The 23,649-nt window shown below is 35.9% G+C and carries 21 protein-coding genes; 6 read left to right on the top strand and 15 right to left on the bottom strand.

Annotated elements, in window-relative coordinates; all coding sequences use genetic code 11:
* The first annotated feature begins 143 nt into the window (after nt 1-143).
* Complete coding sequence (locus LC457_RS19075; RefSeq protein ID WP_223601275.1) at nt 144-632, top strand: copper resistance protein NlpE; 489 nt, start codon at nt 144-146, stop codon at nt 630-632.
* 41 nt (nt 633-673) lie between these two features.
* On the opposite strand, the gene LC457_RS19070 is transcribed toward LC457_RS19075, so the two are convergent.
* Nucleotides 674-1,321 carry an MgtC/SapB family protein gene (locus LC457_RS19070; protein ID WP_223601274.1) on the bottom strand — a complete coding sequence of 216 codons (648 nt, stop codon included), beginning with the start codon at nt 1,319-1,321 and terminating at the stop codon, nt 674-676.
* 147 nt (nt 1,322-1,468) lie between these two features.
* Here LC457_RS19070 and LC457_RS19065 point away from each other — a divergent pair, with 147 nt between their 5' ends.
* Genes LC457_RS19065 through LC457_RS19055 form a run of 3 tightly spaced genes read left to right on the top strand, consistent with a single transcriptional unit; the run spans nt 1,469 to nt 3,003 of the window.
* A complete protein-coding gene (locus tag LC457_RS19065) occupies nt 1,469-2,026 on the top strand; it encodes a YdeI family protein (protein WP_223601273.1) in 558 nt (185 codons plus the stop codon).
* 10 nt (nt 2,027-2,036) lie between these two features.
* On the top strand, nt 2,037-2,435 hold the full coding sequence (locus LC457_RS19060; protein ID WP_223601272.1) for an immunity 22 family protein: 399 nt from the start codon (nt 2,037-2,039) through the stop codon (nt 2,433-2,435).
* A 7-nt stretch (nt 2,436-2,442) separates the two neighbouring features.
* The gene (locus LC457_RS19055) at nt 2,443-3,003 is read left to right on the top strand and encodes a hypothetical protein (protein ID WP_223601271.1); all 561 of its coding nucleotides are present in this window, start codon (nt 2,443-2,445) and stop codon (nt 3,001-3,003) included.
* Between the two features lie 189 nt (nt 3,004-3,192).
* Here the strand turns inward: LC457_RS19055 and polA are convergent, their stop codons facing one another.
* From polA to tssO, 14 genes are all read right to left on the bottom strand, one after another.
* Nucleotides 3,193-6,027, bottom strand: coding sequence for a DNA polymerase I (gene polA, locus LC457_RS19050; protein ID WP_223601270.1), 2,835 nt, complete (start codon nt 6,025-6,027; stop codon nt 3,193-3,195).
* 175 nt (nt 6,028-6,202) lie between these two features.
* Nucleotides 6,203-6,616, bottom strand: coding sequence for a type VI secretion system tube protein TssD (gene tssD / locus LC457_RS19045; RefSeq protein ID WP_047373786.1), 414 nt, complete (start codon nt 6,614-6,616; stop codon nt 6,203-6,205).
* Between the two features lie 470 nt (nt 6,617-7,086).
* The gene (gene tssD, locus LC457_RS19040) at nt 7,087-7,503 is read right to left on the bottom strand and encodes a type VI secretion system tube protein TssD (protein WP_047424455.1); all 417 of its coding nucleotides are present in this window, start codon (nt 7,501-7,503) and stop codon (nt 7,087-7,089) included.
* Between the two features lie 350 nt (nt 7,504-7,853).
* Nucleotides 7,854-8,720 (bottom strand): lytic transglycosylase domain-containing protein, encoded by an 867-nt coding sequence (locus tag LC457_RS19035; RefSeq protein WP_223601269.1) that lies wholly within the window; start codon nt 8,718-8,720, stop codon nt 7,854-7,856.
* Between the two features lie 57 nt (nt 8,721-8,777).
* Nucleotides 8,778-11,273 carry an ATP-dependent Clp protease ATP-binding subunit gene (locus LC457_RS19030; protein WP_223601268.1) on the bottom strand — a complete coding sequence of 832 codons (2,496 nt, stop codon included), beginning with the start codon at nt 11,271-11,273 and terminating at the stop codon, nt 8,778-8,780.
* Between the two features lie 265 nt (nt 11,274-11,538).
* Nucleotides 11,539-12,210, bottom strand: coding sequence for a hypothetical protein (locus tag LC457_RS19025; RefSeq protein WP_223601267.1), 672 nt, complete (start codon nt 12,208-12,210; stop codon nt 11,539-11,541).
* A 184-nt stretch (nt 12,211-12,394) separates the two neighbouring features.
* Nucleotides 12,395-13,027: a PepSY domain-containing protein gene (locus LC457_RS19020; protein ID WP_223601266.1), complete on the bottom strand. Its 633-nt coding sequence runs from the start codon at nt 13,025-13,027 to the stop codon at nt 12,395-12,397.
* A gap of 2 nt (nt 13,028-13,029) precedes the next feature.
* On the bottom strand, nt 13,030-14,499 hold the full coding sequence (locus tag LC457_RS19015) for a hypothetical protein (protein ID WP_223601265.1): 1,470 nt from the start codon (nt 14,497-14,499) through the stop codon (nt 13,030-13,032).
* Between the two features lie 2 nt (nt 14,500-14,501).
* Nucleotides 14,502-16,433 (bottom strand): type VI secretion system Vgr family protein, encoded by a 1,932-nt coding sequence (locus tag LC457_RS19010; protein ID WP_223601264.1) that lies wholly within the window; start codon nt 16,431-16,433, stop codon nt 14,502-14,504.
* Nucleotides 16,434-16,601: 168 nt separating this feature from the next.
* Nucleotides 16,602-17,009, bottom strand: a complete 408-nt coding sequence (gene tssD / locus LC457_RS19005) for a type VI secretion system tube protein TssD (RefSeq protein WP_034697144.1) — start codon at nt 17,007-17,009, stop codon at nt 16,602-16,604.
* 408 nt (nt 17,010-17,417) lie between these two features.
* Nucleotides 17,418-19,823, bottom strand: a complete 2,406-nt coding sequence (gene tssR, locus LC457_RS19000; protein WP_223601263.1) for a type VI secretion system protein TssR domain-containing protein — start codon at nt 19,821-19,823, stop codon at nt 17,418-17,420.
* A 45-nt stretch (nt 19,824-19,868) separates the two neighbouring features.
* Complete coding sequence (locus LC457_RS18995; protein WP_223601262.1) at nt 19,869-20,780, bottom strand: PKD domain-containing protein; 912 nt, start codon at nt 20,778-20,780, stop codon at nt 19,869-19,871.
* A 48-nt stretch (nt 20,781-20,828) separates the two neighbouring features.
* Nucleotides 20,829-21,353: a type VI secretion system transmembrane protein TssO gene (locus LC457_RS18990; RefSeq protein ID WP_223601261.1), complete on the bottom strand. Its 525-nt coding sequence runs from the start codon at nt 21,351-21,353 to the stop codon at nt 20,829-20,831.
* A gap of 11 nt (nt 21,354-21,364) precedes the next feature.
* The gene (gene tssO, locus LC457_RS18985) at nt 21,365-21,901 is read right to left on the bottom strand and encodes a type VI secretion system TssO (protein WP_223601260.1); all 537 of its coding nucleotides are present in this window, start codon (nt 21,899-21,901) and stop codon (nt 21,365-21,367) included.
* Between the two features lie 179 nt (nt 21,902-22,080).
* Here tssO and LC457_RS18980 point away from each other — a divergent pair, with 179 nt between their 5' ends.
* Nucleotides 22,081-22,752: a response regulator transcription factor gene (locus LC457_RS18980; protein ID WP_047373763.1), complete on the top strand. Its 672-nt coding sequence runs from the start codon at nt 22,081-22,083 to the stop codon at nt 22,750-22,752.
* A 318-nt stretch (nt 22,753-23,070) separates the two neighbouring features.
* Nucleotides 23,071-23,361, top strand: a complete 291-nt coding sequence (locus LC457_RS18975; RefSeq protein WP_002984212.1) for an HU family DNA-binding protein — start codon at nt 23,071-23,073, stop codon at nt 23,359-23,361.
* The last annotated feature ends 288 nt before the right edge of the window (nt 23,362-23,649 follow it).

Raw genomic sequence — 23,649 nt, 5'->3', positions numbered from 1 at the left:
GTTTAACCATAACCAAAAACCAGCAACTATCAACCAGCAACATTAAACATTAAACATTAAACTTTAAACCCTCCCCCCCTCTGGCTTAGTTTTTGTTGATTGGAAGTAACTTTATTATTAAAAACATACTTAAATCAATTATTATGATGAAAAGCAAAATGCTCATGTTGGGAATGGGAGCGGTTTTATTCCTTGCTTCATGTTCTAAAAAAGAAACGACTGAAACAACAGGTACAACCACGGACTCCGCAACAGCTGTTCAACCTGCTGCTACAGACAGTATCACAAAAGCTACTCCTACAGCAGCTGGTGACACTTCTGAAAATGCACTGGACTGGGCCGGTACTTATGAAGCTACAGTTCCTTGTGCTGACTGTCCGGGAATCAAGACTTCATTAACATTGAATAACGATAAAACATTCAGTATTTCTGAAGAATATCTTGACAGAAATTCAAAGAATCAGGATAAAGGATCTTTTGCATGGGATTCTACGGGAAGCATGATTACTTTGAAAGGAAAATCTGCCAATTATAAATATAAAGTGGGTGAAAATATGCTGATCCAGCTTGATATGGAAGGAAAAGAAATTGATGGTCCCAACAAGAATCTCTATGTATTCAAGAAAAAATAAAAATAAAGGCTTCGGCCTTTATTTTTTTGCTTATATCTCATCTAAAACTGATAGGCTTTAATTTTAGGGTCATCTACCAAACGTCTTATTACTTCTTCATGACGGGTATTTTTTCCGGTTAGCCGCCAGATAACAGTTAAACTTTCCGGTGAATACTGCTGTTTGATCATCAGGTATTTTAGGTAGTGTTCTTTAAAGATATTTTCACAATATTGAATATCCGCAGAACTAGTGACAGCAATTTTATATTCCCTTACTTTATTATAATTATCAATGAAATTCTGCAGGTAAGTCAATACACTCAAAATGATTAATACCAAAGCAGTTCCCAACATGGCAATGTATATATATCCGGAACCTACCGCCATTCCAATAGAAGCCGTTGCCCAAATAGTGGTTGCTGTGGTAATTCCTTCAATTTTATTGTCTCCTTTGAAAATAACACCCGCCCCCAGAAATCCGATTCCTGTAATGATATTGGCTGCGAGACGATCCGGATTTTCAACGCCAATTTTTATGGAAAGAATAGTAAAGAGACAAGCACCGAAACAAACCAGTATAAAGGTTCTGAGACCCGCAGATTTATTACGGTATTCACGTTCAGCACCAATAAACAGCCCTAAAATAACAGAAATAAGAATGAGTAGTAATTCATTTTTGACAGCATAATGGTCCTGAAGAAAATCCATTTTTTATAATTTAAACACAGAATAAAATTACGATAAAAAATTTATCTTCGGGGTTATCAATGAACTTTGTTTAGGGCAAGAAGATTTTATTTGACTGAAAACTTTCGTAATATTACAGATTAAATGTAAAAGCCAAATACAGGAGTTATGGAACCTACATTTTTTCGGACAAAAGAAGCATTCAGAAAATGGCTTGAGAAGCACCATCAGGATGAGAAAGAGCTCTTAACGGGATTCTACAAAACCGGAAGTGGAAAACCTTCAATGAGCTGGTCTGAATCTGTAGATCAGGCTTTGTGTTTTGGCTGGATAGACGGTGTGAGAAAATCAATAGATCACGAAAGTTATTCTATACGTTTTACACCAAGAAAACCATCCAGCATCTGGAGCAACATTAATATAAAGAAAGTTGAAGAGCTCACCAAAGCAGGACTGATGACCCCAGCAGGGCAAAAAGCATTTGACCTTAGAAAAGAGAACAAATCCGGAATTTATTCCCATGAAAAAGCAGAAGTTGCTCTTGATCCTGTTTATCAGAAACAGTTTACAGATGATCAGACTGCATGGGATTTTTTTGAAAGCCAGGCTCCTTCCTATAAAAAGGTTATCATACATTGGATTATGAGTGCCAAACAGGAAAAGACAAGACTTTCACGGCTTGAAAAAGCTATTGATATAAGTAAACAATCAAAAAGATTAGAATAAAAAGATTATTATGGATAAAGAAATTTCACACTTCTGGTTAGGGTATTTCAAAAATGAAGAAGATTTTTATAGCTTCATAGAAGAGGATGAAAATTATTATATAGAAGAGGAAACTGATGATCAGTATGTTTCAAAATTCGCAGAATCACAAAATATCAAATGGTTTGATGATGACTTTATAGAGTATGGTTTTGAAGATGAAAGGCTTAGTCTTTATGACAAGTTTGCAGAATATTCTTATGCTGACCAATGGCTTCCAATCCTGGAAAACAAACTGAATGAACTAAGTCTGGATACTCCAGTGAATGCTATCATTTTTGCAACAAGATTTGTAATTCCCAATCCTGTTTCTGTAGAAAATGATGATTTTTCACTGCATTATGTGGGTGAAATAGAATATAATATTTAGCCTTCAAATGAAAAGAGCTTCAATAAAGGATTACGGGAATCTGCTGAAGGTTTTTGTAATCCTTTTAGATTATGGTGTGATCAGAAAAGAGAAGGTTATTAGCTGGGCTGATTCCATATTGGCATCTGAGAATGAATCTGAATATGTATTCATTGAGCTTTCCACTTGTGCAAATACACACGATATCATACAGGTCTTAAACAAGAATACTCTTGATTCGGATTCAGAAATCACATCCAGAGCTGTATTAGGAATTTTATATCATCTGCTAGATGAGAATAAAGTAGTTTTAAAAAATATCTTTGAAACCGCCACTCATATTTCTTACGAAGAACAGCTTACCGATGAAGAGCAATTTCTTCTTTACCGTTTTGATGGATATACTGACCTTTTTGAAAACGGAATCTTTGAGAAATTAAATTTTTTTAAAACTAATTTTGAAGAATTACTAGGTATATACAAAGATTTCAAACTTGATAATCCTCATCAATGGGTAACGATTAATGAGAACATAAAACAGGATTTGCAAATAAAACTTGAAGCTTTCAAAAGTGGTTATCATTACTAAAAAACAGCTTATTGAAAAGTTCATGTGAAAAAGGAGAGATATTTATTTGAAAATGTTTCTCTGGATCATATTGTCAGTAATGCATACGATTCTGTAGAAAAAAATAAAGGTATCCTAATTCTAATAAAGATAAAACTTCCGCCCCAAAAGACGGAAGTTTTTTATTTAAGATATGATTTATAGTATTGATTAATGAGCTTCCAGCCAGTTGTCTCCTACTCCAATCTCTACTAACAATGGAACCTGTGTTTTTAAAGCATTTTCCATTTCAGTTTTGATTAGTTTTGAAGCGGCTTCAATCTCGTCAGCAGGAGATTCGAATATCAATTCGTCATGTACCTGAAGCAGCATTTTTGTTTTTAACTGTTGTTCTTCAAGTTCCCTGTCTATTTTAATCATCGCAAGCTTTACAACATCTGCGGCACTTCCCTGAACCGGTGCATTTACAGCATTTCTTTCTGCATGTCCTCTCACCACGAAATTGTTGGAATTAATATCTTTCAAATGACGTTTCCTTCCTAATATAGTTTCTACGAAACCTAGCTGACGTGCTTTATTCACCTGCTCGGCCATGTATTCCTTTAGCTTTGGATAGGTTTCAAAATACGCTTCGATCATCTGCTTGGCTTCTGTACGGGATAATCCGGTCTGTTCCGCCAATGCAAAAGCTCCCTGTCCGTAGATAATACCAAAGTTTACAGTCTTTGCCTGGCTTCTCTGGGTTTTGGAGACTTCTTCCAGAGGAATTTTAAAGAGTTTTGCTGCTGTGGAAGCGTGAATATCTTCTCCATCCTGGAATGCTTTGATCATATTATCTTCTCCCGAGATTTCAGCAATTAAACGAAGTTCAATCTGTGAGTAATCGGCAGAAATAATTTTCTTTCCTTCTCCTGAAACAAAGGCTCCACGGATCTGCTGTCCTCTCAAAGTTCTGATGGGGATATTCTGCAAGTTCGGATTTACACTTGCCAGACGGCCTGTAGCGGCTGTAGTCTGTGAGAAATTGGTGTGTACTCTGTTATCTTCTTTATCAATCTGTGAAGGCAGAGCATCTACATAAGTTGATTTTAATTTCTGATAGGTTCTGTACTCCAGAATATGCTTGATGATCTCGTGTTTTGAACTTAATTTCTGAAGAACATCTTCTGAGGTTGCATATTGTCCCGTCTTTGTTTTTTTGGCTTTCGGATCCAGCTGCATTTTTTCAAACAGGATTTCTCCTAGCTGTTTTGGTGAATTCATATTGAATTCTTCTCCGGAAAGTTCAAAAATTGTGGTTTCTAATTGCTTCAGGTCATTTTCAAGATCTACACTTTCCTGTGCCAGCCATTTTTCGTCCAGAGAAATACCTGCCAGTTCCATTTTTGCAAGAACTTCCATCAGAGGCATTTCAATATTGAAGAAAAGCTCTTCTAGGTTTTCCTTTTTCAGTTGTGGTGCAAAAAGCTCGTACAACTGGAAAGTAATGTCTGCATCTTCTGCTGCATAATCTGTCTGTGTTCTTAGATCTGCATCTCTGAAGCTTCCCTGTTTCTTACCTTTTTTCCCGATAATGGTTTCTATGGATACGGGTTTATAGTTCAGGTATACTTCTGAAAGGTAATCCATACCGTGTCTTCCATCCGGATTCAACAGGTAATGGGCAATCATGGTATCAAACATTGCTCCTTTAACGGTAATGTCGTATTGTTTTAAAACTTTATAATCATATTTCAGATTGTGAGCAATTTTCAGCAGGTCTTCTTTTTCAAAAAACGGTCTGAAAATCTCTAATGTCTGCAGCACTTCAACTCTGTCTTCAGAAAGCGGAATATAATAGGCAAGTCCTTTTTTATAAGAGAAACTCATTCCTACCAATTCTGCTTCCAGTTCGTTTAATGAAGTGGTTTCCGTATCAAAGCAAACAACCTTTTGCTGTAACAGGTTGTCGACCAGTTTTTTCTGTGCTTTTGGATTATCAATAAACTGATAGAGATGATCGTTCTGCTCAATAGTCGATTTTGTAGAAGTAGCCTGTTCCAGCTCTTCAAAATTGGCAAAAAGATCAAGCTGCATCACCTGTCCTTTGATTTCTGTACCTGCCGGAGTCTGCTTCACTTCTACCTCGCTCACCACTACCGTTTCTGTTGGAGCAGGAGCAAAAGCCCTGTAAAGATTTTCGTAAAGTCTCCTGAATTCTATTTCATCAAAGACTTCTTTTACTTTTTCGAAATCCGGAGTTTCCAGGTCATATTGTTCCTGATGAAATTCTACAGGGACATCACAGATAATGGTTGCTAATTTTTTAGATAAAATACCACGCTCTGCGGAAGCTTCCACTTTCTCCTTCAGTTTTCCTTTCAGCTTATCGGTATTGGCTAGTAAAGTTTCAATATTTCCAAATTCTTTCAGGAACTTCATCGCAGTTTTTTCTCCCACACCTTCCAGCCCGGGAATATTATCTACTGCATCTCCCATCATAGCAAGAAAATCGATAACCTGTTTAGGATCTTCAATCTCATATTTTGCCTTTACTTCTTCTACTCCAAGAATTTCGATATCACCACCTTTTAAGCCTGGTTTATAGATCTTAATTTTATCTGTTACTAACTGAGCAAAATCCTTATCCGGTGTTACCATGAAAGTGGTATACCCTTCTTTTTCTGCTTTGCATGCAATAGTACCTATTACATCATCCGCTTCATATCCTTCCACTCCCAGGCGTGGAATATGCATAGCTTCAAGAATTCTGTGGATGTATGGAACAGCAATTTTAATCGCTTCAGGAGTTTCGCTTCTGTTGGCTTTGTAATCTGAATAGTCATCAGTTCTTACACTCGCCTGTCCTACGTCAAAAACTACTGCCAGATGGGTAGGCTTTTCTCTTCTGATCAATTCGATCAAAGAATTGGTAAAGCCAAAGATCGCAGAAGTATCCAGCCCTTTGCTGGTAAGTCTCGGATTCCTGATTAATGCGTAATATCCTCTGAAAATCATCGCATAGGCATCGATGAGAAACAGCCTTTTATCTTGTGTTGCGTCCATATTTTGATTAATGAACAAATATAAGAAAATAGGAGTAAAAGTTGGTAGTTTGAGGAAGGGTTTCGGGGATGGAGATTCGGGGATGGAGATTCGGGGTTCAGGGTGGAGGTGTATAAAAACACAAGAACAGTATACTGTTGGTATACTGTTCTTTTTTTCTTTACATTGTATTGGATTATTTACCTGTAGAAGGCCATAGTCCTGCATACTGAGAAGTACCGTAGTCAATAGTTTCAGCACTGATTACGAAGCTGATCAGCATACTGTTGCTGTCTACTGCGTCGAAATCTACTTCGTGCTGGATTACATATCCGTTTTCCCATTTCAAAGTAATCAATGTTCCTTCTTCGTGAGATTTGTTGAAAGTGATTTCTCCTACTGTTGGCTTGTATTTACCGTTTAACAAGCTTTCAAGGATGTCTGACTTTTCAGTAGCTTCTACTGTAACCTTGATTAATGCGTTAGAAGGATCTGATGCTACACGTCCTGATACGTCTGTAGATCTTGATACACTGTAGTTCATTTTTAACAGTTTCTGTCCTTCACCGTTGTTGAATTTTAAGATTCCTCTTGAATTTCTTTCTGCCATGATTGTAAATTTTAGTCGTTAGTAATAAATTGTTATTCAATAATTATATAACAAAGATAACCCCCTTGGTTTTGAAAAAAAAGCATTTGAACAGAAATATGAAAAAGTGTAGTAATTATACGATTTGGTGTAGTAGTTCTACGATTTCATGTCGTAATTCTACGACAAAAGACTTAAAACAAATCATAACACATTATAAATAAATATATTAAACCTTGTCATAAAATAAGAAAATCCTACTTAATATTACACATAAAAGAGAAATAATATGTTAAAAAGACAACTTTACAGGAATCAAAACCACTCTGACCATTTACTATAAACACGCACAGGTTGAGACTTGAAAACACTCATTATTTTATTACATTGTCATAAACGGCTTGATTTTATACAAAAAAAAACAGAACAGTAAACTCGGGTGAGTATACTGTTCTGTACCAATTTTATTTTTACTAAGATGATGAATAGGCTTAATTACTACCTGTAGAAGGCCATAGTCCAGCGTATTGAGAAGTACCGTAGTCGATAGTTTCAGCGCTGATTACAAAGCTGATCAGCATACTGTTGCTGTCGATTGCATCGAAGTCTACTTCGTGCTGGATTACATATCCGTTTTCCCAGTTCAAAGTGATTAATGTTCCTTCTTCGTGAGATTTGTTGAACGTAATTTCTCCTTTTGTTGGCTTGTATTTACCGTTTAACAAGCTTTCAAGGATGTCCGATTTTTCAGTAGCTTCTACTGTTACTTTGATCAATGCGTTAGAAGGGTCTGATGCTACACGTCCTGATACGTCTGTAGATCTGGATACACTGTAATTCATTTTTAACAGCTTCTGTCCTTCTCCTCCGTTGAATTTTAAGATTCCTCTTGAATTTCTTTCTGCCATGATTGTAAATTTTGATCGTTAATATTTTGTGATTCGGTGATTGTTTAGCAAAGATAGAGGCTCTTTATTGCTAAAAAAAACTTTTCAATATAAATCTGAGAAATTGTAGTAGTTCTACGATTTCTTGTCGTAATTCTACGACAATGGATTTAACAAACCTATTCAAAAGACTACCAGCAAAGGGTTTCAACTTATTGAAAAACAATAATAAAAATAAAAATTTTCCACCTGAGTGAGAAATATTAAGATTCCTTTAATATAAAGTTGGCCTTTTTTTAACAGATAAGTTATTGCATAAAAAAAGCAACCAACTGAAAATTGATTGCTTTTTTATTTGTATTTGAGATTATTTACTGTTGGATACTTGCTCCTTCTTTGATGGAACGAACCAGTATTTTATTTTTTCTTAATAGAAAATCCGGCATCAGATCTACCGGAAGATAGAAAGGGCTTTCTCCTTTTTTCTGAAGCTCTTCAACGATACCAGGATTCCAGGTAAGGATTTTATCCATGTCTACATTAAGTTCATCAGCAACAACTTTAAGATTGAATCCGGCATTGATTTCTGTTTCTGAAAGCGAAGCAGTCATCACTCTTCTGTTTCCGTCCTCAAAGAAAATCTTGTTGATTCTTGAAGAATTGTAATTGCTTAAAACACTCTGAAGTTCTCCTGTAGCATAGCATGCATTGAGGTATTTCTTCACGTGATTAATGGTTTCTCCGGGAAGGTATTTAGAAAATTCGTGATATTGAGAGGAGCCTGCTGCTTCCATTGCTTTGGCAATGTTTCCTTCACCGCAGTTGTAGGCTGCTACAACGGTCACCCAATTGTTATATTTTTTATAAAGGTTTGCTAATGAGATAACCGCTGTTTTCGTACTTTTATAAACATCGGTACGATTTTGTTCTGTAAGTCCGTATTGGTTAGCATGGGCAGTCATCAGCTGCCATATGCCTACGGCTCCGGCTCCGGAAGTAATATTCCTGTCGAAATGTGATTCTATCAGGGCCAGATTTCTCAAATGCTTGGGAAGTCCTTTCTGAAGGAGTAACTGTTCAATAAATTCTACAAGATCTTTATTGGCATTAATGATGCCTTTATATTTTCTCACACTGCTTTCTGAGGTATCGGAAGCAGCAAGAAACTGCCCGTTTACACTGATAACAGTTCCCAATAATAGTAAGCCTGTAAAAATATTTCTGACAATGGTTTTCATTTTTTTTGTATTTATAAGCAAAAAGGCAAATGTATTTTTTACCTTTTTGCTTCCTAATTAATCTACTTTCCAGCTTGGTTTTTCTTCCTCTTTATTCCAATCTACATGAATGGTCTGGCCGGACTTTACTTCTTCTCTGACAATCATTTTAGAGATCGGTCTGGCAAGCTGTGCACGGATTACTCCCGAGATCTGTCTTGCTCCATACTTGCTGCTGAATCCGCCTAATGCAAGATTTCTTACGGCATCATCACTGATCTTTAAAGTGATTCCCAATCTTGTCAACGAGGTATGCAATGATTTCAGCTGAATATTGAAGATTCTTTCTGCAATAGATTCTGTGATCGGTGCAAAAGGAATGATCTCTGTAATTCTTGCTAAAAACTCAGGTCTGAACCGTCCTGAATTTGACATAATCTGCATCAGTGAAGATGATTCCGGAATTTTTCCTTCTTCAAACTGTTTTACAATTTCTTCACTTCCGATATTGGAGGTAAACAGGATCAATGCATTGCTGAAATCTCCTTCTTTACCTAATTTATCATGAACTTTTCCTTCGTCCATTATCTGAAGGAATACGTCAAAAACTGAGTGGTGTGCTTTTTCAATTTCATCAAATAAGACAACGGTATAGGGCTGTTGTCTGATTTTATTGACAAGCATACCTCCTTCTTCGTATCCTACATATCCCGGAGGCGCTCCGTATAGTAAGGCTGCAGAATGTTCTTCTTTAAATTCTGACATATCAAAACGCACCATTGCCTTTTCATCATTGAAAAGTAATTCTGCCATTGATTTTGCCAGCTCTGTTTTACCTGTTCCTGTAGGTCCCAGAAGGAAGAATGACCCAATTGGCTGACCGGGTTTATTCAATCCGCTTCGGTTTTCAACAATAGCATCGGAAAGGATTTTTAATGCGTGATCCTGCCCTACTACCCTGTTTAGCAGAAGAGATTCCATATTCAGGAGTTTTTCTTTTTCCTGAGCCTGGATCTTTCCGATTGGAATATTGGTTTTTGCAGCCATTACAGCGGCAAGTTCAAGTCTGTCTACTTTTTCTCTTTTCTTCGCAGCATGCTGCAGAAGCTCGGCATAAGTATCTTCTATAATCTGCTGAATCTGATCTACCGGCATCGAGTTATCAATGGCAGGCTGCTCACTCAGCGACCCCCAAAGAATCGGGCTTATTTTATCCCTCAGGAGATTATAAGTCCAGATCAGTTCGTCTGCTTTATCTTTGCTGTCGGCATATTCTTCTTCTAAAATAGCATCATAGCTTTCTTTCCAGCTGCTCAATTCTTTTTCTGACAATTCATCAAGCATTTTGATGGCTGCCATTGTTCTGTCTAATAAATCAATAGCAGCATCGGGTAATTTTTTTCCTTTTGCATATCTTTTAGCCAGGCGTACACATTCCGGAATCGCAGTTTTTTCGACTTCAATGCCATGGTGTTTTTTGTAGCCTTCAAGAAGGACATCAATCATTTTCACGCAGGTCTTTTCATCCGGCTCATGCACGGTTAAAACCTCGAAACGACGGTTGAAAGCCTGCTCCGGCTCTATAATCTTTCTATATTCTTCCTGGGTTGTAGCTCCAATTACGGTAATTTCACCTCTGGCAAGCTCTGGTTTCAAAAGGTTGGCAACATTTCCGATGCTTCCTTTCGGGTCTAAAAGGGTATGAATCTCATCAATGAAAAGAATGGCTTTTTCAATTTTCTTACATTCATTGATAACTTTTTTCAGACGGTCTTCAATTTCACCTTTATAAGAAGTTCCGGCTAGCAATGCTCCGGTATCCAGTTCTAAAAGGGTACCGTTTTTAAGCATTTCAGGAACATTCCCTTTGATGATTTCAGTAGCAAATCCTTCTACCAATGCTGTTTTTCCTACTCCAGGTTCACCGATGATGATCACATTCGGTTTGCTTCTGCGGCAAAGAATTTCTACCAGCATTCTGAGTTCTTTATCTCTACCAATAATATTTTCAATTTCTCCTTTTCTTGCCTGTGCGGTTCTGTCTACACAATAGCTTTTAATGGAAGGAAAGGAAGAGTCTGAATAATCTGAACCGTTTGAAAATAATGATGAGAAATCACCATCTTCTGAAACGGTAAACGGTGTATCCTTTCTATATAGATTGAATATCTCATGTTCTCTCAACGGAAGTGATTTCAGCTGCTGAAGTGAGAATACAACCTGTGGTTTTACAATTGCTGTCAGAATACAGATGGGAGTAATCTCATCCAATCCTAATTTTAAACGGATATCGTCAGCTTCTTCAATAAGATTATCTATCGCATCATCCTGACCTACTTCATCGGGAAGATGATTTGTCTTAGGGTATTCTTCAATACGTACATCTGCCCATTCATAGAAATATCCGGGATCTTTATCTATACTTTTCAGAAATTCATTAAGTCCGATATCTTTATGCATTAAAGCCTGCAGAATATGCGGGCCTCCATAGGTTCCATTATAATTTTCCTTCGCTATCGACTGAGCAATGTGAAATAGTTGCTTTACGGTTTCGTTGGTTACTAGTACTCCCATTTATAATTTTCTTATATTAATATATTTGCGTTCTGTTGTCTGTACTTCAGATTTGATGGTATTTGATCTACATTTTTCATCCCTGTCTTTAAGAGATTCAAAAGTCACTTTTTTGTGTAGCTAAAATTAATTATTTTATTCTAAACGAGATAAAGATAGTTAATTCTTCAATTAGAGATGTAACAATGGTGTTTTTTTGTTTTTCAACATAGTTCTGATGGTGAAGTTTTGTGACAAATTACTAACCTAAGCCTACTTTTTTCTTTTATATATTCAAAAAGTATAATAAAATCAAACTGAACCATTGAAGTCCGATGTAGATATAGAATAACATGGCCGAAGGTTCTGCCAGCTCATACAGTTTTTCAATCAGAGTAGTTTTTATAATTTCGGAAAAATCTGCATTATCATCTCCCAGATTCAATTCGTCGAACTTTATTTTATTTAAAGCATAGCCTAAAATACGTTTGAGTATTTTGTTTTCTGAACTATTTCTAAATTCATTCAGGAGTTTAACTTTAGCGATTGCAAAATCAGCACTTGTACGGATAACAGTTGGCTGTTTCGCTTTAAAAATACCAATCACCTTATCGATAAACGGGATTACAATTGTTTTGGAATGATCCTGAAGCAGCTTGCTGATCACTACTGACATTGCATATTTTGAAGCAAAAACAATTGTTAAAAACGGAGCAATAATCATCAACAAATAAAATATAACCGCCGAAACAGGTTTCGCTTTAATTGTGGTTATTATAAATGCAATTGCTCCTGCATGTCCTAATGACGGGCCTAAACGATCAGATAAAATATAAATCCCCAATACCAGGGTAACAATCGTAGAAATAAGTCCTATTGCATAAATTTTAAATATACTGAAGATGAATGCTGCGGATAGTTTAGAGAAATATTTCAGATGATCCGTGAGTTTGTTCATTGATGTTGAAGGTTATTTAGTTTTATGAGATGCTTATGACAAGCCGTTTTATGTTGATAATTTAATAGTTAAGGGTTATTTAAATTATTGTTGGAGATAGTGGTTTTGAATATTACAGATAATTTCTATATAATAGTTTTTGGTACTTATAACAGTATTTTGCAAAACATGATTACTATAAAACTTAATTGTTAATATACTCTGCTTCTTTTCTAGAAATAACCTTACCGGAAATACCATCCAAAATTATATTTTCAACACGATTCGACTTCTTTAACCATTCTATTTCCCAAATAGGTTTTTCATTTTCTATTCTTCTTGAAATTATAGTATGAAAACCTGTACTTTGTAATACCGGACCTTTTGTAACGGGAATAGCTTCTTTTTCACAGAATTTTAAAATATCTTCAAATGTATATTTGTAAGGCTTATCATAATCAATATTTTTAATCAGATTTCCATTTTCATCAAACTCATACCAGATTGCTTTCTGGAAAGGAGCTCCCCAAGGTACATTAAACATAATACCCTTATGTTTTATATTTCCATTTGGATAATATGATTTAGACAGCATAAAATAAGAACCTTTATATGATTCAGTATAATATTTACCAGAGTTTGCCATACTCATTTCAATATAATTTCCATTGGGCAGAAACTCTCTTACCACATCAGTTTCTTTTTTTGTTGATTTACTAAATTTGTCTATATCAAACTTTTCAAATTTGTTATCTATTGTAGGAATTATCATATTTCTTTTTTGAGATTTACATGAAAAAAGTATCAATAAGCTGAATAATAAAAATATTTTTTTCATAATTATTTGGTATTTGTATTAGCTATCACCCATTGCCATTTCCAAAGATTATAACGTGTTTCGGGAATGTGATGAGAATAATCCATAATATTTTCTGTTTTAGCATATTCATAAGTAAACTGTGCTTTTGCATCGGCTTCTGAATTAGTAAAACTGTGAGGTAATGCAAAACTATGAAGAAATTCGTGAGCTGCTGTTTGATTATTTTTTGTTGGAAATAGTACCACAAACCTGCCATTACTATATCCATTGAGCGCAATTACATGATTAGAAGCATCTACAAATCCCCCGCTTTCTCCGAGATAGATAGCAATGTAATGATTATCATATTTTGTTTCAGAAATTTTATTATTTTTCAACTGTGTTTTCAATTTATCGTATATATAATTTTGAAGAGTAACAAACCCCGATGGAGCATTATTTGATGGTTGATAATAAGCAGCAATTTTACCTCCAATGACATATTTACCACCTGCTTTAAAATGGGAATCTGTAGATACGTCAATAGTTTCAGTTTCTACATCTGCCTCTATCAACGCCTGACGTAAATAATTTTCAAATAATTCTTTCTGTCCAGCAGAATTTCCCGTTTTTGAAGGAGCTCCAGCTGTGAGCTCAGGTGTCTTTAATTCAATAATTAAAAATTTAGTTTTTTTCCTTTTGGCAGAATGATTAGCCCAAACATTTAATCGCCCGGCGACTTCGGAGGTTTCAATTCCTGCATTATCTTTTTTTACTGCGATAACTTCTATAACCTGATCATTTGAAAATTCCTCCAAGCATTCTATGGTTACAAAATCTTTAAGATTGTACTTCCCTTTGGTCTTAGGAGAAATTTCCATCGGAGAAATTTTGAAAAACTTATTTTCTTTAAATTTTAAAGCGTCCGGTTCTTCATCTACTTCAATATTAAGGCTTAAAACAGCTTTGGTATTTTTAAAATTAGATGCAGTAAGCTGGTTTGTTTTACTATCTTTGATCTGGGAAGGGTAAAGTGATAACCAGGAACAATAATAATTTTCGAGAGTACCATCTGCTTTTTTCTTCCACGGAATACTGTAAACCCCATATATTTGCTTAAGTTTAGAATATAAGACAGGTTCCTTTTTAAAGCTCCCATCATATTCATTGATATTTCTTTCCAATGTAGTATAAGTAGCATCCGTATATTGCTTTGCTATTATATCTTCATAATTAATATCACCAAAATTAGAGGTCTCCCCCAATCTCATCCAGTCAAAACCATAATCTTCTCCCTGCCAGCCATTTTTACTTCGAAAGTGAACAGCACATTTTGCTTTTATTTCAGGAGGAGGAGGATCGCTTGGCGTATTATGACTTACTCCTTTAGCATTACCCTTTTCAGAAATCCATTTCATGGCACGTGAAATAATACTCTCCTGAGAATACATATTATGATTTTCATGTGAGATTTTGTCGTAGGTGCCTTTTACAATTCTCGTTCTGCTCATAATTAATAGGCTTTAGATCTCTCTCCGCTGTTGTTCTGTACTTCCTGCTGAGCGTGTTTATTGATAGAAGCATTGGAGGTAATGTTAATTTCCTTTTCTGAAATCTCATTTCTTTCCTTCTTTGTTTCGCTGTGCACGTCCCCTTCAATAATCTCAGTAAGTTTACCCGTAATGAATGTACTTACATTTCCTATGACCGAAGTAAGCTTCATAGCACCTACAGTCTCGGTATTATTTAATCCGATACTGTCTGCTTTATTCATTCCCACCGTTGTCGTCATGTTCTCCCCTACATTGATGTTCATATTCCTGCAGTTGAGAGTCATGGTTTCCGGTGCCGTAATATTAATATTGCTTCCCGTAGTATCCAGATGAATCTCATTACCGCTTTTATCTGTAATAATGATACTTTCATCTTCTGTGAAAACGATTCTGTGTCCGCTTCTCGTCTGAATAGACTTTACACGGTTGTCTGCACCTCCTCCAAGGCCAATTCCTCCGTGGAACATTCCTCCCATCACGAAAGGTCTGTCGGGATGACTGTGAACAAAATTGACCATCACCTGGTCTCCTACTTCAGGAATGGCTACATACCCGCGGTTTTGGGTAATCTGATCAGTTCCTCCCGCATCAGGGCTCATTACGCGGACAAAATGGGTGATATCATTCATCTGCCAGTCAAATCTCACCTGAACTCTTCCCTGCCCTTCCGGGTCAGTATTGGAGATTACTGTTGCAATCTGAGGTTGTGCGGCAGGTACAGTGAACTCAGGTTTTGGTAGAAATCCTGTATCAGCTGCTATAGATTCAAAGGTTCCTGAATAATGTCCGATTGTATCAATTTCATGAACAACTTCTGTTACCATCACTTTGGTAAAATAGGACGTTTCATTGCTGTCCGGCTTTCTCATGTAAATATCCACCACACATCCGGGGTGTAAAAAAGGAACTGTTGTAGATCCGGAAACGGAAAATACATTTACCGCTTCGCTGCCTGAAGTGCTTCTTTGAGAATGTTCAACATCCAGATGGGTTGTTGCTTTAATAGGAGCAACCTGAAGTGCCGGGGTTTTATAGATTTTATCGTTATGGCTGTATGCGGTATTGGCAAGATCGCTCAAATGACTTACAGGAGTTTCTCCGGAAGTCAGTTTTTCGTTTTTACTACTGTTATAGCCATAGTATTGAGGTTTCGTATGTACAGCTTTTAACTCTACCCTGATGTTATCTGCATTGCTGCCATAGAGCAGTTTGATAGGTTTATTCTGTGGAGGAAGTTTTCCGAAGTGCAATACCTCACCATCATAATAGAATTGTTCCCCATAAGCTTCTGCCATTCTTGCCAGATAATTATAATGGGTTTCATTGTATTGGCTGCTGTAAATGATCTGAGAATAATCATTTGTATCAATTCTTATATCAAACCGTTCTTTATCAATTCCCTGTTTGATTACTTCTTCAGCTATAATTCCCATATTAACGGGTTGTCCGCCGCCAAAACTCTGGATATGCGGAGCTCCATCCAGTAAAATGGTAGGACTGTATCCGGAAAGTACAATATTTCCAAGACTCATTTTTTCCTGGCTGAATCCCACTTTAGTAATAATTCCGACAAAGTTTCTTTCAGGGCTTTTCTCAATATCTTTGTAAGAAATAACGGCTGTAAGTCGCTTCCCTAAAAATTTATTAGCTTCTTCAAGAGTGTGGCTCTGTCTGTCTCCCAATGCATCATGAGCAAGGGTAAGACTGAATTCATGATGATGGCTAGCCTTTTGTTTAAGAGTGAAGTGTTTATAGTACTTAATAATTTTACCTTCCACAACCAGTGATAATTTAACCAGCCGGTTGATTCCTGCATGATGATTCTCGGATATTCCGTCTGCATTCTGTGAAGGGCGGAAGGAAGATCCTTTTGTCTGTGATTCGGTTTTCATATGCTTTGTGTTTGTGTTTGATTAAAGATAACAATATTTTATATAACAGAGATTATATAAGCATGTTAGAATAAAATTTCCTGGTATAAGTTTTCATCAGGCAAAAAAAGACCGCCTTAAATTAGGGACAGTCTTTTTTCTTATGAATGTTGATAATGTGTGTAAATTTTAACTTGACGGCCAAAGTCCAGCGTACTGAGATGTACCGTAGTCAATAGTTTCTGCACTGATTACGAAGCTGATCAGCATACTATTGCTGTCTATTGCGTCAAAATCAACCTGATGCTGAATTACATATCCGTTCTGCCAGTTCAAAGTAATCAATGTTCCTTCTTCGTGAGATTTATTGAATGTAATTTCTCCTACTGTTGGTTTGTATTTACCATTCAGTAAGCTTTCAAGAATATCAGATTTTTCAGTAGCTTCTACTGTAACCTTGATTAATGCGTTAGAAGGATCTGATGCTACACGTCCTGAAACGTCTGTAGATCTGGATACGCTGTAGTTCATTTTTAACAGCTTCTGTCCTTCACCGTTGTTGAATTTTAAGATTCCTCTTGAATTTCTTTCGGCCATGATTAGTAAATTTTAATCGTTAGTAATATTTTGTGATTCAGTGATTGTTTAGCAAATATAGAGGCTCTTTTCCGCTAAAAAAAACTTTTCAATATAAATCTGAGAAATTGTAGTAGTTCTACGATTTCTTGTCGTAATTCTACGACAATAGATTTACACACAGCTACACAACACCCACCAATACAGCATTTTAAATTAATTCTCATTTTTAAGATAAAAATTATTTTTACACTATAAAGAGAGATAATTGGAAAATTAAAGGTGAAATATAGATGTCCAATTCGCTTTTCTGTGAATTTTGGACTCAAGGTTTAAAGTTTAAGTGTTTCAACTTTTCACTTCAGGTTTTTGAACACAAAAAAAGCAGAAGGATATACTTCTGCTTTTGATATGATAAAAATGAATTTTTTAGTGCTTTGTGTATTCCGGTTGTTCTGTCGGAATTCTTGACGGCGTAAAGTATTCATTAAGCCAGTAGAAAGTCTGCCCGTTTTGCTGAATCTTTACCGCTGGGTTATTTCTGTTGGCAAGCATTCTGTCTGCTAAATTTTTGTAGTGATAGAAATAGTTTTTCACAGTCTCACTAGGAACAACTTTTGATTTTTTCCACCCTTTCAGTTTATACTTAGCCATCAGTTCTTCTTCGGAAAGGTCAAATCCTGTACTCATTCCAATAGCATAAGACATTGGCTGCTCATAAAGAGCTCCTTTGTCCAGGAATTTTATAGTAGGGTTATACTTTTTCAGAAGCTTCACATATTCTTTCACTGCTCTTGACTGATTAAAGTCCGGACGGTCTGCCTGAGTATTTCTGTAAACTTCGGTATAGAAAGCTTTTAAGTTGTCATATTCCGCTTCAGAAATAAGGATACCTTTTTCTATTCCCGGAGTATAATCTTTCAGATCTTTCGGAATGTATCCTTTTACAAGGAATGGGCTTCCGTAGTTGATCAGCTGTGCTGCAATTCCTGCAGATACCGGGTTAGTAAGCCCCGGATACAGATATTTATATTTTACATCAACGTCTGTTTTTCCTGCTCCCACAGATGAATGGAAATATTCATTAAGTGATTTATCAATATTCTGGTTGTCTAAAGTAACCTGCGAAATAAGGCTGTCAACAGATTTTTTCAGGAACCCGGGAGTTGTAATATCCCCTTTTTTAGGGAAGATAACGAATCCCTGAGACATACTCTGTTTAGGGTATGCCAATGAGAAGAATCCAGCATCACCCTCTACCAGGCTGAAGTTATTCTTGGTAAGAACATCATACTGGTTGATGATCTTTTGTTTTTTAAGTTCAGCAATATTTTTGGCCGTATTGGTAACAACATTTTCAGCCATCAATACGAAATCGTTGTAGGTATCAGATGATCTTGCACTGGTCTGGAACATGATCAGTCTTGCCTGAGCCTGAGTAAGTGAGCTGATCACACTGTACATATTTCCGCTTTGGTTGGCAGAAGTTCCTACAGTGACTACAATATTGGTTTCATCAGGTACGTTTGAAAGAAGGTTCCCCGCTGCAGTAAGAGCTTCCCCTACCGGCTGATACCCGTTATTGCTTGCACAGTTCATTTCATTTGTTTTCTGATCAATAAACGCAGTCATTTTGCTGTAGTCTGCGCTTAAGTTGGATACAGAAATATTTTCCCCACAAGGGTTATTTTTGTAAAGCACCACTCCATATTTAACATTGCTAAAATAAGATGGTTTTTCAAATCTAAGCTGAAGATCCTGTAGTAATGATTTTACGATAGGTGCATAAGGTGCATTTCCTGCACTTACGTCCAATGCAAAAACGATATTAATATTTTTATCTCTGTCCGTGATCTCTCTGTAACGGTCAAAATAAATAGGCTCACCCAATACATTCGATACAAAGTTCTTGCTGTAATCTAAAATATTGGTGAAATATTTTGTTTTTGAATCCGGAGTTGGAGCCTGTTCCAATGGAAGATTTACAGGAAAAATATTCTCAAGCTGCGTTCTTTTGTTAACGTCTGTAAGAAGAACCGCTTTTTTATTTTCAGCATCAGATCCAGATCCCCCAGGATATCCTTCATAGATCCCTAAAGCAGAATCGTTTATTCCGGTTGTATTTTTCAGTTTGATTGCAGAGCGCTCTCCCCAGCTGGAAATCACATTAGAGCTTACCCATCCATAAAGTCCTTTTCCTATGCTATCTATATCAATTGAAGGTTTTTTACCTACTAAAAATCGTTTGTTGTTTTCAGCCTGTTTGTAGACATAAACAATTTGGCCGTTTGGAATCTTTACATTGGCTGTTTCAATAAGACTTGGTGAATTAAACACCATAATAGAGTCATTCTTATAGTATCTTTCAGCGTTTTTGATGACTTCGCTGTTACTTGGTACTACGGCTACTCTTACAGGATATCCCGTTTTTTCGCTTTTTAAAGCATTATTCCAAAGAAGAAGATCAGATTCGGGAATCCATCCGTATGTTTTGATGGATTTTGATGAAACTTTTTTCATTAAAGCATCCGGAACATATTCCGCTACTTTTACCATTCCGTCTCTATGTTTTAAAACCATTAAAGGTTCAAGGAATTTTACTTCTTTGTAAGATTTCTCATCATCTTTATCCAGATAAGCCGTATTTTTCGATCTGTCTGAAATAACGATCCATGGAGCCGACTTTTTAGGATAACCGTTAACGACAGGAGAAGCATCAACCTGTCCGTACTGCGACGGTTCCGGGGTTTTCTTTGACGGCAGTTTTACCTGGCAACTCGTCAATAATACTGATAACCCTATATAATATGCTGCTAGAGGAAATTTATTTTTCATCCTATTTTATCTTTAATGATTGGCGCATCCGTAAACCGGATGATATTATTTGCTTTGGTTGATTTCTACTTTCGTTACACACTCCTGTTTATCATCAAGGTTCACTTTTACAGTCTGAATCACCGTGTTTTTGTCAAACTGAAGACCGGCGCAATACATATAGAAGTTGTTCACTTTGCTGTCATTTACCTTTACTACTGTATTTTCATTGTTACACAGATAAGTTTTCAGCAGGTAATTGTAATGCATATTGAAACTGTTTCCATTGGCTATCTGCTGCAGGTGATATTTGAAATCATTATCTACTCTTGCGTAAGAATCTTCTACTGAAACTTCTTCTTCAGCAAGTGCATCATAAGCCGGAAGGATCTTGATATGATGGTAAATTGGCTCCTGAGTTTCTTCAGTGTATAGCGTTACCACATAGTCCCCGGGTTTTTTATAAGAATAGATCGTAAATTTATCTTTAGAATCTGTATTTCCTGTTTCTCCGAATTTCCATGCAAACACTTTTGCATCAGAAATGGCACGGAAAGACACGCTTTCATTTTGCATAGCCTGAGCTGCAGCTTCAATAGTAGTGGCAGTTTTTGCAGTATCTTTTGCTTTCTGAACGCTTCTTGCGCTTACCATTACAGGAAAAGATTTCGTATACTTATTGTCAACGATCAAACTCACCTGATAGTATCCCGGTTTATTATAGAAGTGAATCCCACTGTTTTTATCTGAAGTTGTACCATCTCCGAAATTCCATCTTTTGGTTTTCGCAAACTGGGTTTTATCTTCGAATAAAAGTGTGTCTCCTACCGCCAATGAAGACGGATAAACCACCCCAACAATATCATCGGCTGAATGGATAACTTTTTTCTGCAGCCATAGAGCAACCAATGCCGCGATGAGCAAAGTTGCAACAACACCGATAATAATGTTTTTCTTGTTCTTTTGAAAATAATTCATAGTTAATAATTGTGATGTGTTCTATATAAAATTCCTAGTATTTATTACTTACTGTACTCTCGCTTTCAGATCCTGCTCACGCTGATAAAGCTTGTTTTGCTTATCCTTAAATCCGATTCTGCATTCATCCACCTGCTTCTGGAAAATTTTAATATCTTCTGAAGTGGTTGAAATCACTTTTTTATCATCAAAGTACATTTTATAGAATTTTGCAATCTGAGGATAGGCATCTTTTCTGATATCAATAACATCGGTACTGCTGAAATAGCTGTTAAGGTCATTCACCCCTAACTGAATATTATTTTCTATAAAAGGCTGCGGACCGTCATTGGTAAGCTTTGTGATCATCGTATAAGTACTGTCCATGATGGGAATAACAATTTTTTGATGATGTTCAAATTCAGCTTTCTGTTCAAGATTCTGGATTCCTCTTACATCTTCATCAGAAAACGGAGATTCAAATCCTTTTAAAAATATTACACCTAAAAATAACATAGCAGTCACAAGCATCAGTATTAAATAAAAAAACTGATAATGCCTTTCTTTCTTCGATAATGTGATTTGTCCTTGCATATCTTTTCTTTTTATCTTCTTCTTTTACTTCCTGTGAAATTTCTTGTAGGGTCTTTTCTAAGCTCGTTATTGGTTACTTTTATCTTACCCATACATTCATCCAGATCCCTTAAAACGGTTTTCTTCTTATATTCTACCTCAGTGATCTTAGCCTTTAAAGTCATCATAGGCACGATCTGCTTCATCAGTATAGCATAGTGCTTAAAGCTCTGTGCACTGTCTTTGCCCATAATATTTTTGGCATCTCTCACGTTATCCATAATGCTGGTTCTGAGAAACACCTCATTGTCCACCTTATTAATACTAAGCTGGTTCATTTTGTCATAAATATCATCAATGTGATCTTTCAGCACGTCGCTTCGGAGCATCAGTTCTTTATAGGCTTCAGCTTCCCGGCTGATCCCTTCACGTTGTATGTCATAACTCTTAAAGAAGAGAAATAAGCACGCAAAAGTTACAACCGACAAAACGACAAAAGACAGAATAAACTTCCAAATGCCTATTCTGACGTCAGATTTGTTTAATTTTTTTTCCCTGTTAGAAGACATAATTTGCGATTTGTTTGGCTTGTGAAAATATAAAAAAAAAAATTCATGCACAATACGTAGTTTCCCCAGACCTGTTTCGTGAAAACCCTGATTAAATTAATATTAATTTTCACTTTGATAAGTTTTTCATAAATTAGACCTCTAAATTTTAAATATCATTCGCCAAATCGATATTAAGAATGAGTAAAATATTATCTAATACCGTACGTTTTTCTATTGCTGACAGTGATTTTTATTTTAAAAAAATAATGATCAAAACACTCATGGAGAATCCTTTCTATATGCTTCTGAATGACTGTAACAATGGGCACGAGCTGGTAAACAGAATTTACAGGAGGCAGGAAGATGTATTCATCATTGAGTTATTTATGCCTGTTTTAAGCGGAATTGAAGCAATCAAATACATCCGAAAAAACAATACAGAAACCCCTATTATTACCTATTCCGGCACCTATCAGGAAGATATGGCTGAAATTCTTTCAAAAATTCCTAATATCTATTACTGTCAGAAAAAAAGTACTATTATCAAAGATATTATCAAAGGGAGTATTGCTTCTGAAGACTTTGATTATCAAACCTATTCTAAGGAATGGGAGCAGCAGCCCCTTGCGGTACAGGAATATATGGACAGACAGAAAAAGGGCCAGGAAGAGCTTTCTCCAGCTGAAATACAGCTGATGAGATTCTGTTATGAGGGATTCAGCAATAAAGAAATTGCAGAAAAACTTAATCTGAGTACAAGAACTATTGACACTTATATCAACCGGCTTACAGAAAAGCTGGGACTGAAAACCAAGCTTCACCTTATCCGTTTCTGCGTAGAAAACGGATATTACAATTCCAGTTTATAAAAAATTCTGAGTTCAGATTTAAAATTTAAAATTCCGGCTAACTTGTGGAGACCAAGGACGGCTTATTAATGCTTATTATAAGTAAGAAACCCTTGTGGAACCTATCGCTACCGGCATTTATTAAATTTTGTTCATTATTTTTTTTGTACCTTTATACCGCTACATTATTTTATTGTTAAATTATTGCTACCCTGCCTTAATATAGTATATACATAAAAAGCTCAACGATTTGAATAAAAATATTTTGCCACTAATTTGCTAGTATTCAATTTTTTTAACTAAATTTGCACACCTAAAATTTAAAATTAAAATAAGGAAATGACAAAGGCAGAATTGGTAAACACCATCTCAAATAAGTTGGGAACAGAAAAGAATGAAACACAGAAAGTTGTAGAAGCTTTTATGCAGGAGATCAGAACTTCTATGTATAATGGGGATAACGTTTATCTAAGAGGTTTTGGATCTTTTATCATTAAAACAAGAGCTGCTAAAACAGGAAGAAATATTTCTAAAAACACTGCAATTGAGATTCCTGCTCATAACATTCCTGCTTTCAAACCTTCAAAATCTTTTGTTGAGAAAGTAAAAACTAAAGTTGCAGTAAAATAAGAACATTAACTGAATATTAACTAGTTACTAAAAAATTAAAATTATGCCAAGCGGAAAGAAAAGAAAAAGACACAAGGTTGCGACTCACAAAAGAAAGAAAAGAAGAAGAGCAAACAGACATAAGAAAAAATAATCTCCTCTTCTCGAGATTTACAATATAATAATATAGTTGGTGGATTTAAATTCTTAAAGTTCACTAACTATATTTTTGTTTGCAACTATAAGATTCCGCGGAAAACGGATGGTTTCAAATATTATTTTAATAAACATATAATGGTTTTCATCCAA

The organism is Chryseobacterium sp. GVT01B, assembly GCF_019970045.1.
In the GTDB taxonomy this organism is placed as follows: Bacteria; Bacteroidota; Bacteroidia; order Flavobacteriales; family Weeksellaceae; genus Chryseobacterium.
This window is presented reverse-complemented; position numbering and strand designations above follow the sequence as displayed.

Coding starts and splice junctions, on each gene's coding strand:
- LC457_RS19075 (WP_223601275.1), top strand. CDS start 144: ATGATGAAAAGCAAAATGCTCATGTTGGGAATGGGAGCGGTTTTATTC.
- LC457_RS18975 (WP_002984212.1), top strand. CDS start 23,071: ATGACAAAGGCAGAATTGGTAAACACCATCTCAAATAAGTTGGGAACA.
- LC457_RS19010 (WP_223601264.1), bottom strand. CDS start 16,433: ATGAAAACCGAATCACAGACAAAAGGATCTTCCTTCCGCCCTTCACAG.
- tssO (WP_223601260.1), bottom strand. CDS start 21,901: ATGTCTTCTAACAGGGAAAAAAAATTAAACAAATCTGACGTCAGAATA.
- LC457_RS18980 (WP_047373763.1), top strand. CDS start 22,081: ATGAGTAAAATATTATCTAATACCGTACGTTTTTCTATTGCTGACAGT.
- LC457_RS19015 (WP_223601265.1), bottom strand. CDS start 14,499: ATGAGCAGAACGAGAATTGTAAAAGGCACCTACGACAAAATCTCACAT.
- LC457_RS19055 (WP_223601271.1), top strand. CDS start 2,443: ATGAAAAGAGCTTCAATAAAGGATTACGGGAATCTGCTGAAGGTTTTT.
- tssR (WP_223601263.1), bottom strand. CDS start 19,823: ATGAAAAATAAATTTCCTCTAGCAGCATATTATATAGGGTTATCAGTA.
- tssD (WP_034697144.1), bottom strand. CDS start 17,009: ATGGCCGAAAGAAATTCAAGAGGAATCTTAAAATTCAACAACGGTGAA.
- LC457_RS19020 (WP_223601266.1), bottom strand. CDS start 13,027: ATGAAAAAAATATTTTTATTATTCAGCTTATTGATACTTTTTTCATGT.
- LC457_RS19070 (WP_223601274.1), bottom strand. CDS start 1,321: ATGGATTTTCTTCAGGACCATTATGCTGTCAAAAATGAATTACTACTC.
- tssD (WP_047424455.1), bottom strand. CDS start 7,503: ATGGCAGAAAGAAATTCAAGAGGAATCTTAAAATTCAACGGAGGAGAA.
- LC457_RS18995 (WP_223601262.1), bottom strand. CDS start 20,780: ATGAATTATTTTCAAAAGAACAAGAAAAACATTATTATCGGTGTTGTT.
- polA (WP_223601270.1), bottom strand. CDS start 6,027: ATGGACGCAACACAAGATAAAAGGCTGTTTCTCATCGATGCCTATGCG.
- LC457_RS19065 (WP_223601273.1), top strand. CDS start 1,469: ATGGAACCTACATTTTTTCGGACAAAAGAAGCATTCAGAAAATGGCTT.
- LC457_RS19030 (WP_223601268.1), bottom strand. CDS start 11,273: ATGGGAGTACTAGTAACCAACGAAACCGTAAAGCAACTATTTCACATT.
- LC457_RS19035 (WP_223601269.1), bottom strand. CDS start 8,720: ATGAAAACCATTGTCAGAAATATTTTTACAGGCTTACTATTATTGGGA.
- LC457_RS19060 (WP_223601272.1), top strand. CDS start 2,037: ATGGATAAAGAAATTTCACACTTCTGGTTAGGGTATTTCAAAAATGAA.
- LC457_RS18990 (WP_223601261.1), bottom strand. CDS start 21,353: ATGCAAGGACAAATCACATTATCGAAGAAAGAAAGGCATTATCAGTTT.
- LC457_RS19025 (WP_223601267.1), bottom strand. CDS start 12,210: ATGAACAAACTCACGGATCATCTGAAATATTTCTCTAAACTATCCGCA.
- tssD (WP_047373786.1), bottom strand. CDS start 6,616: ATGGCAGAAAGAAATTCAAGAGGAATCTTAAAATTCAACAACGGTGAA.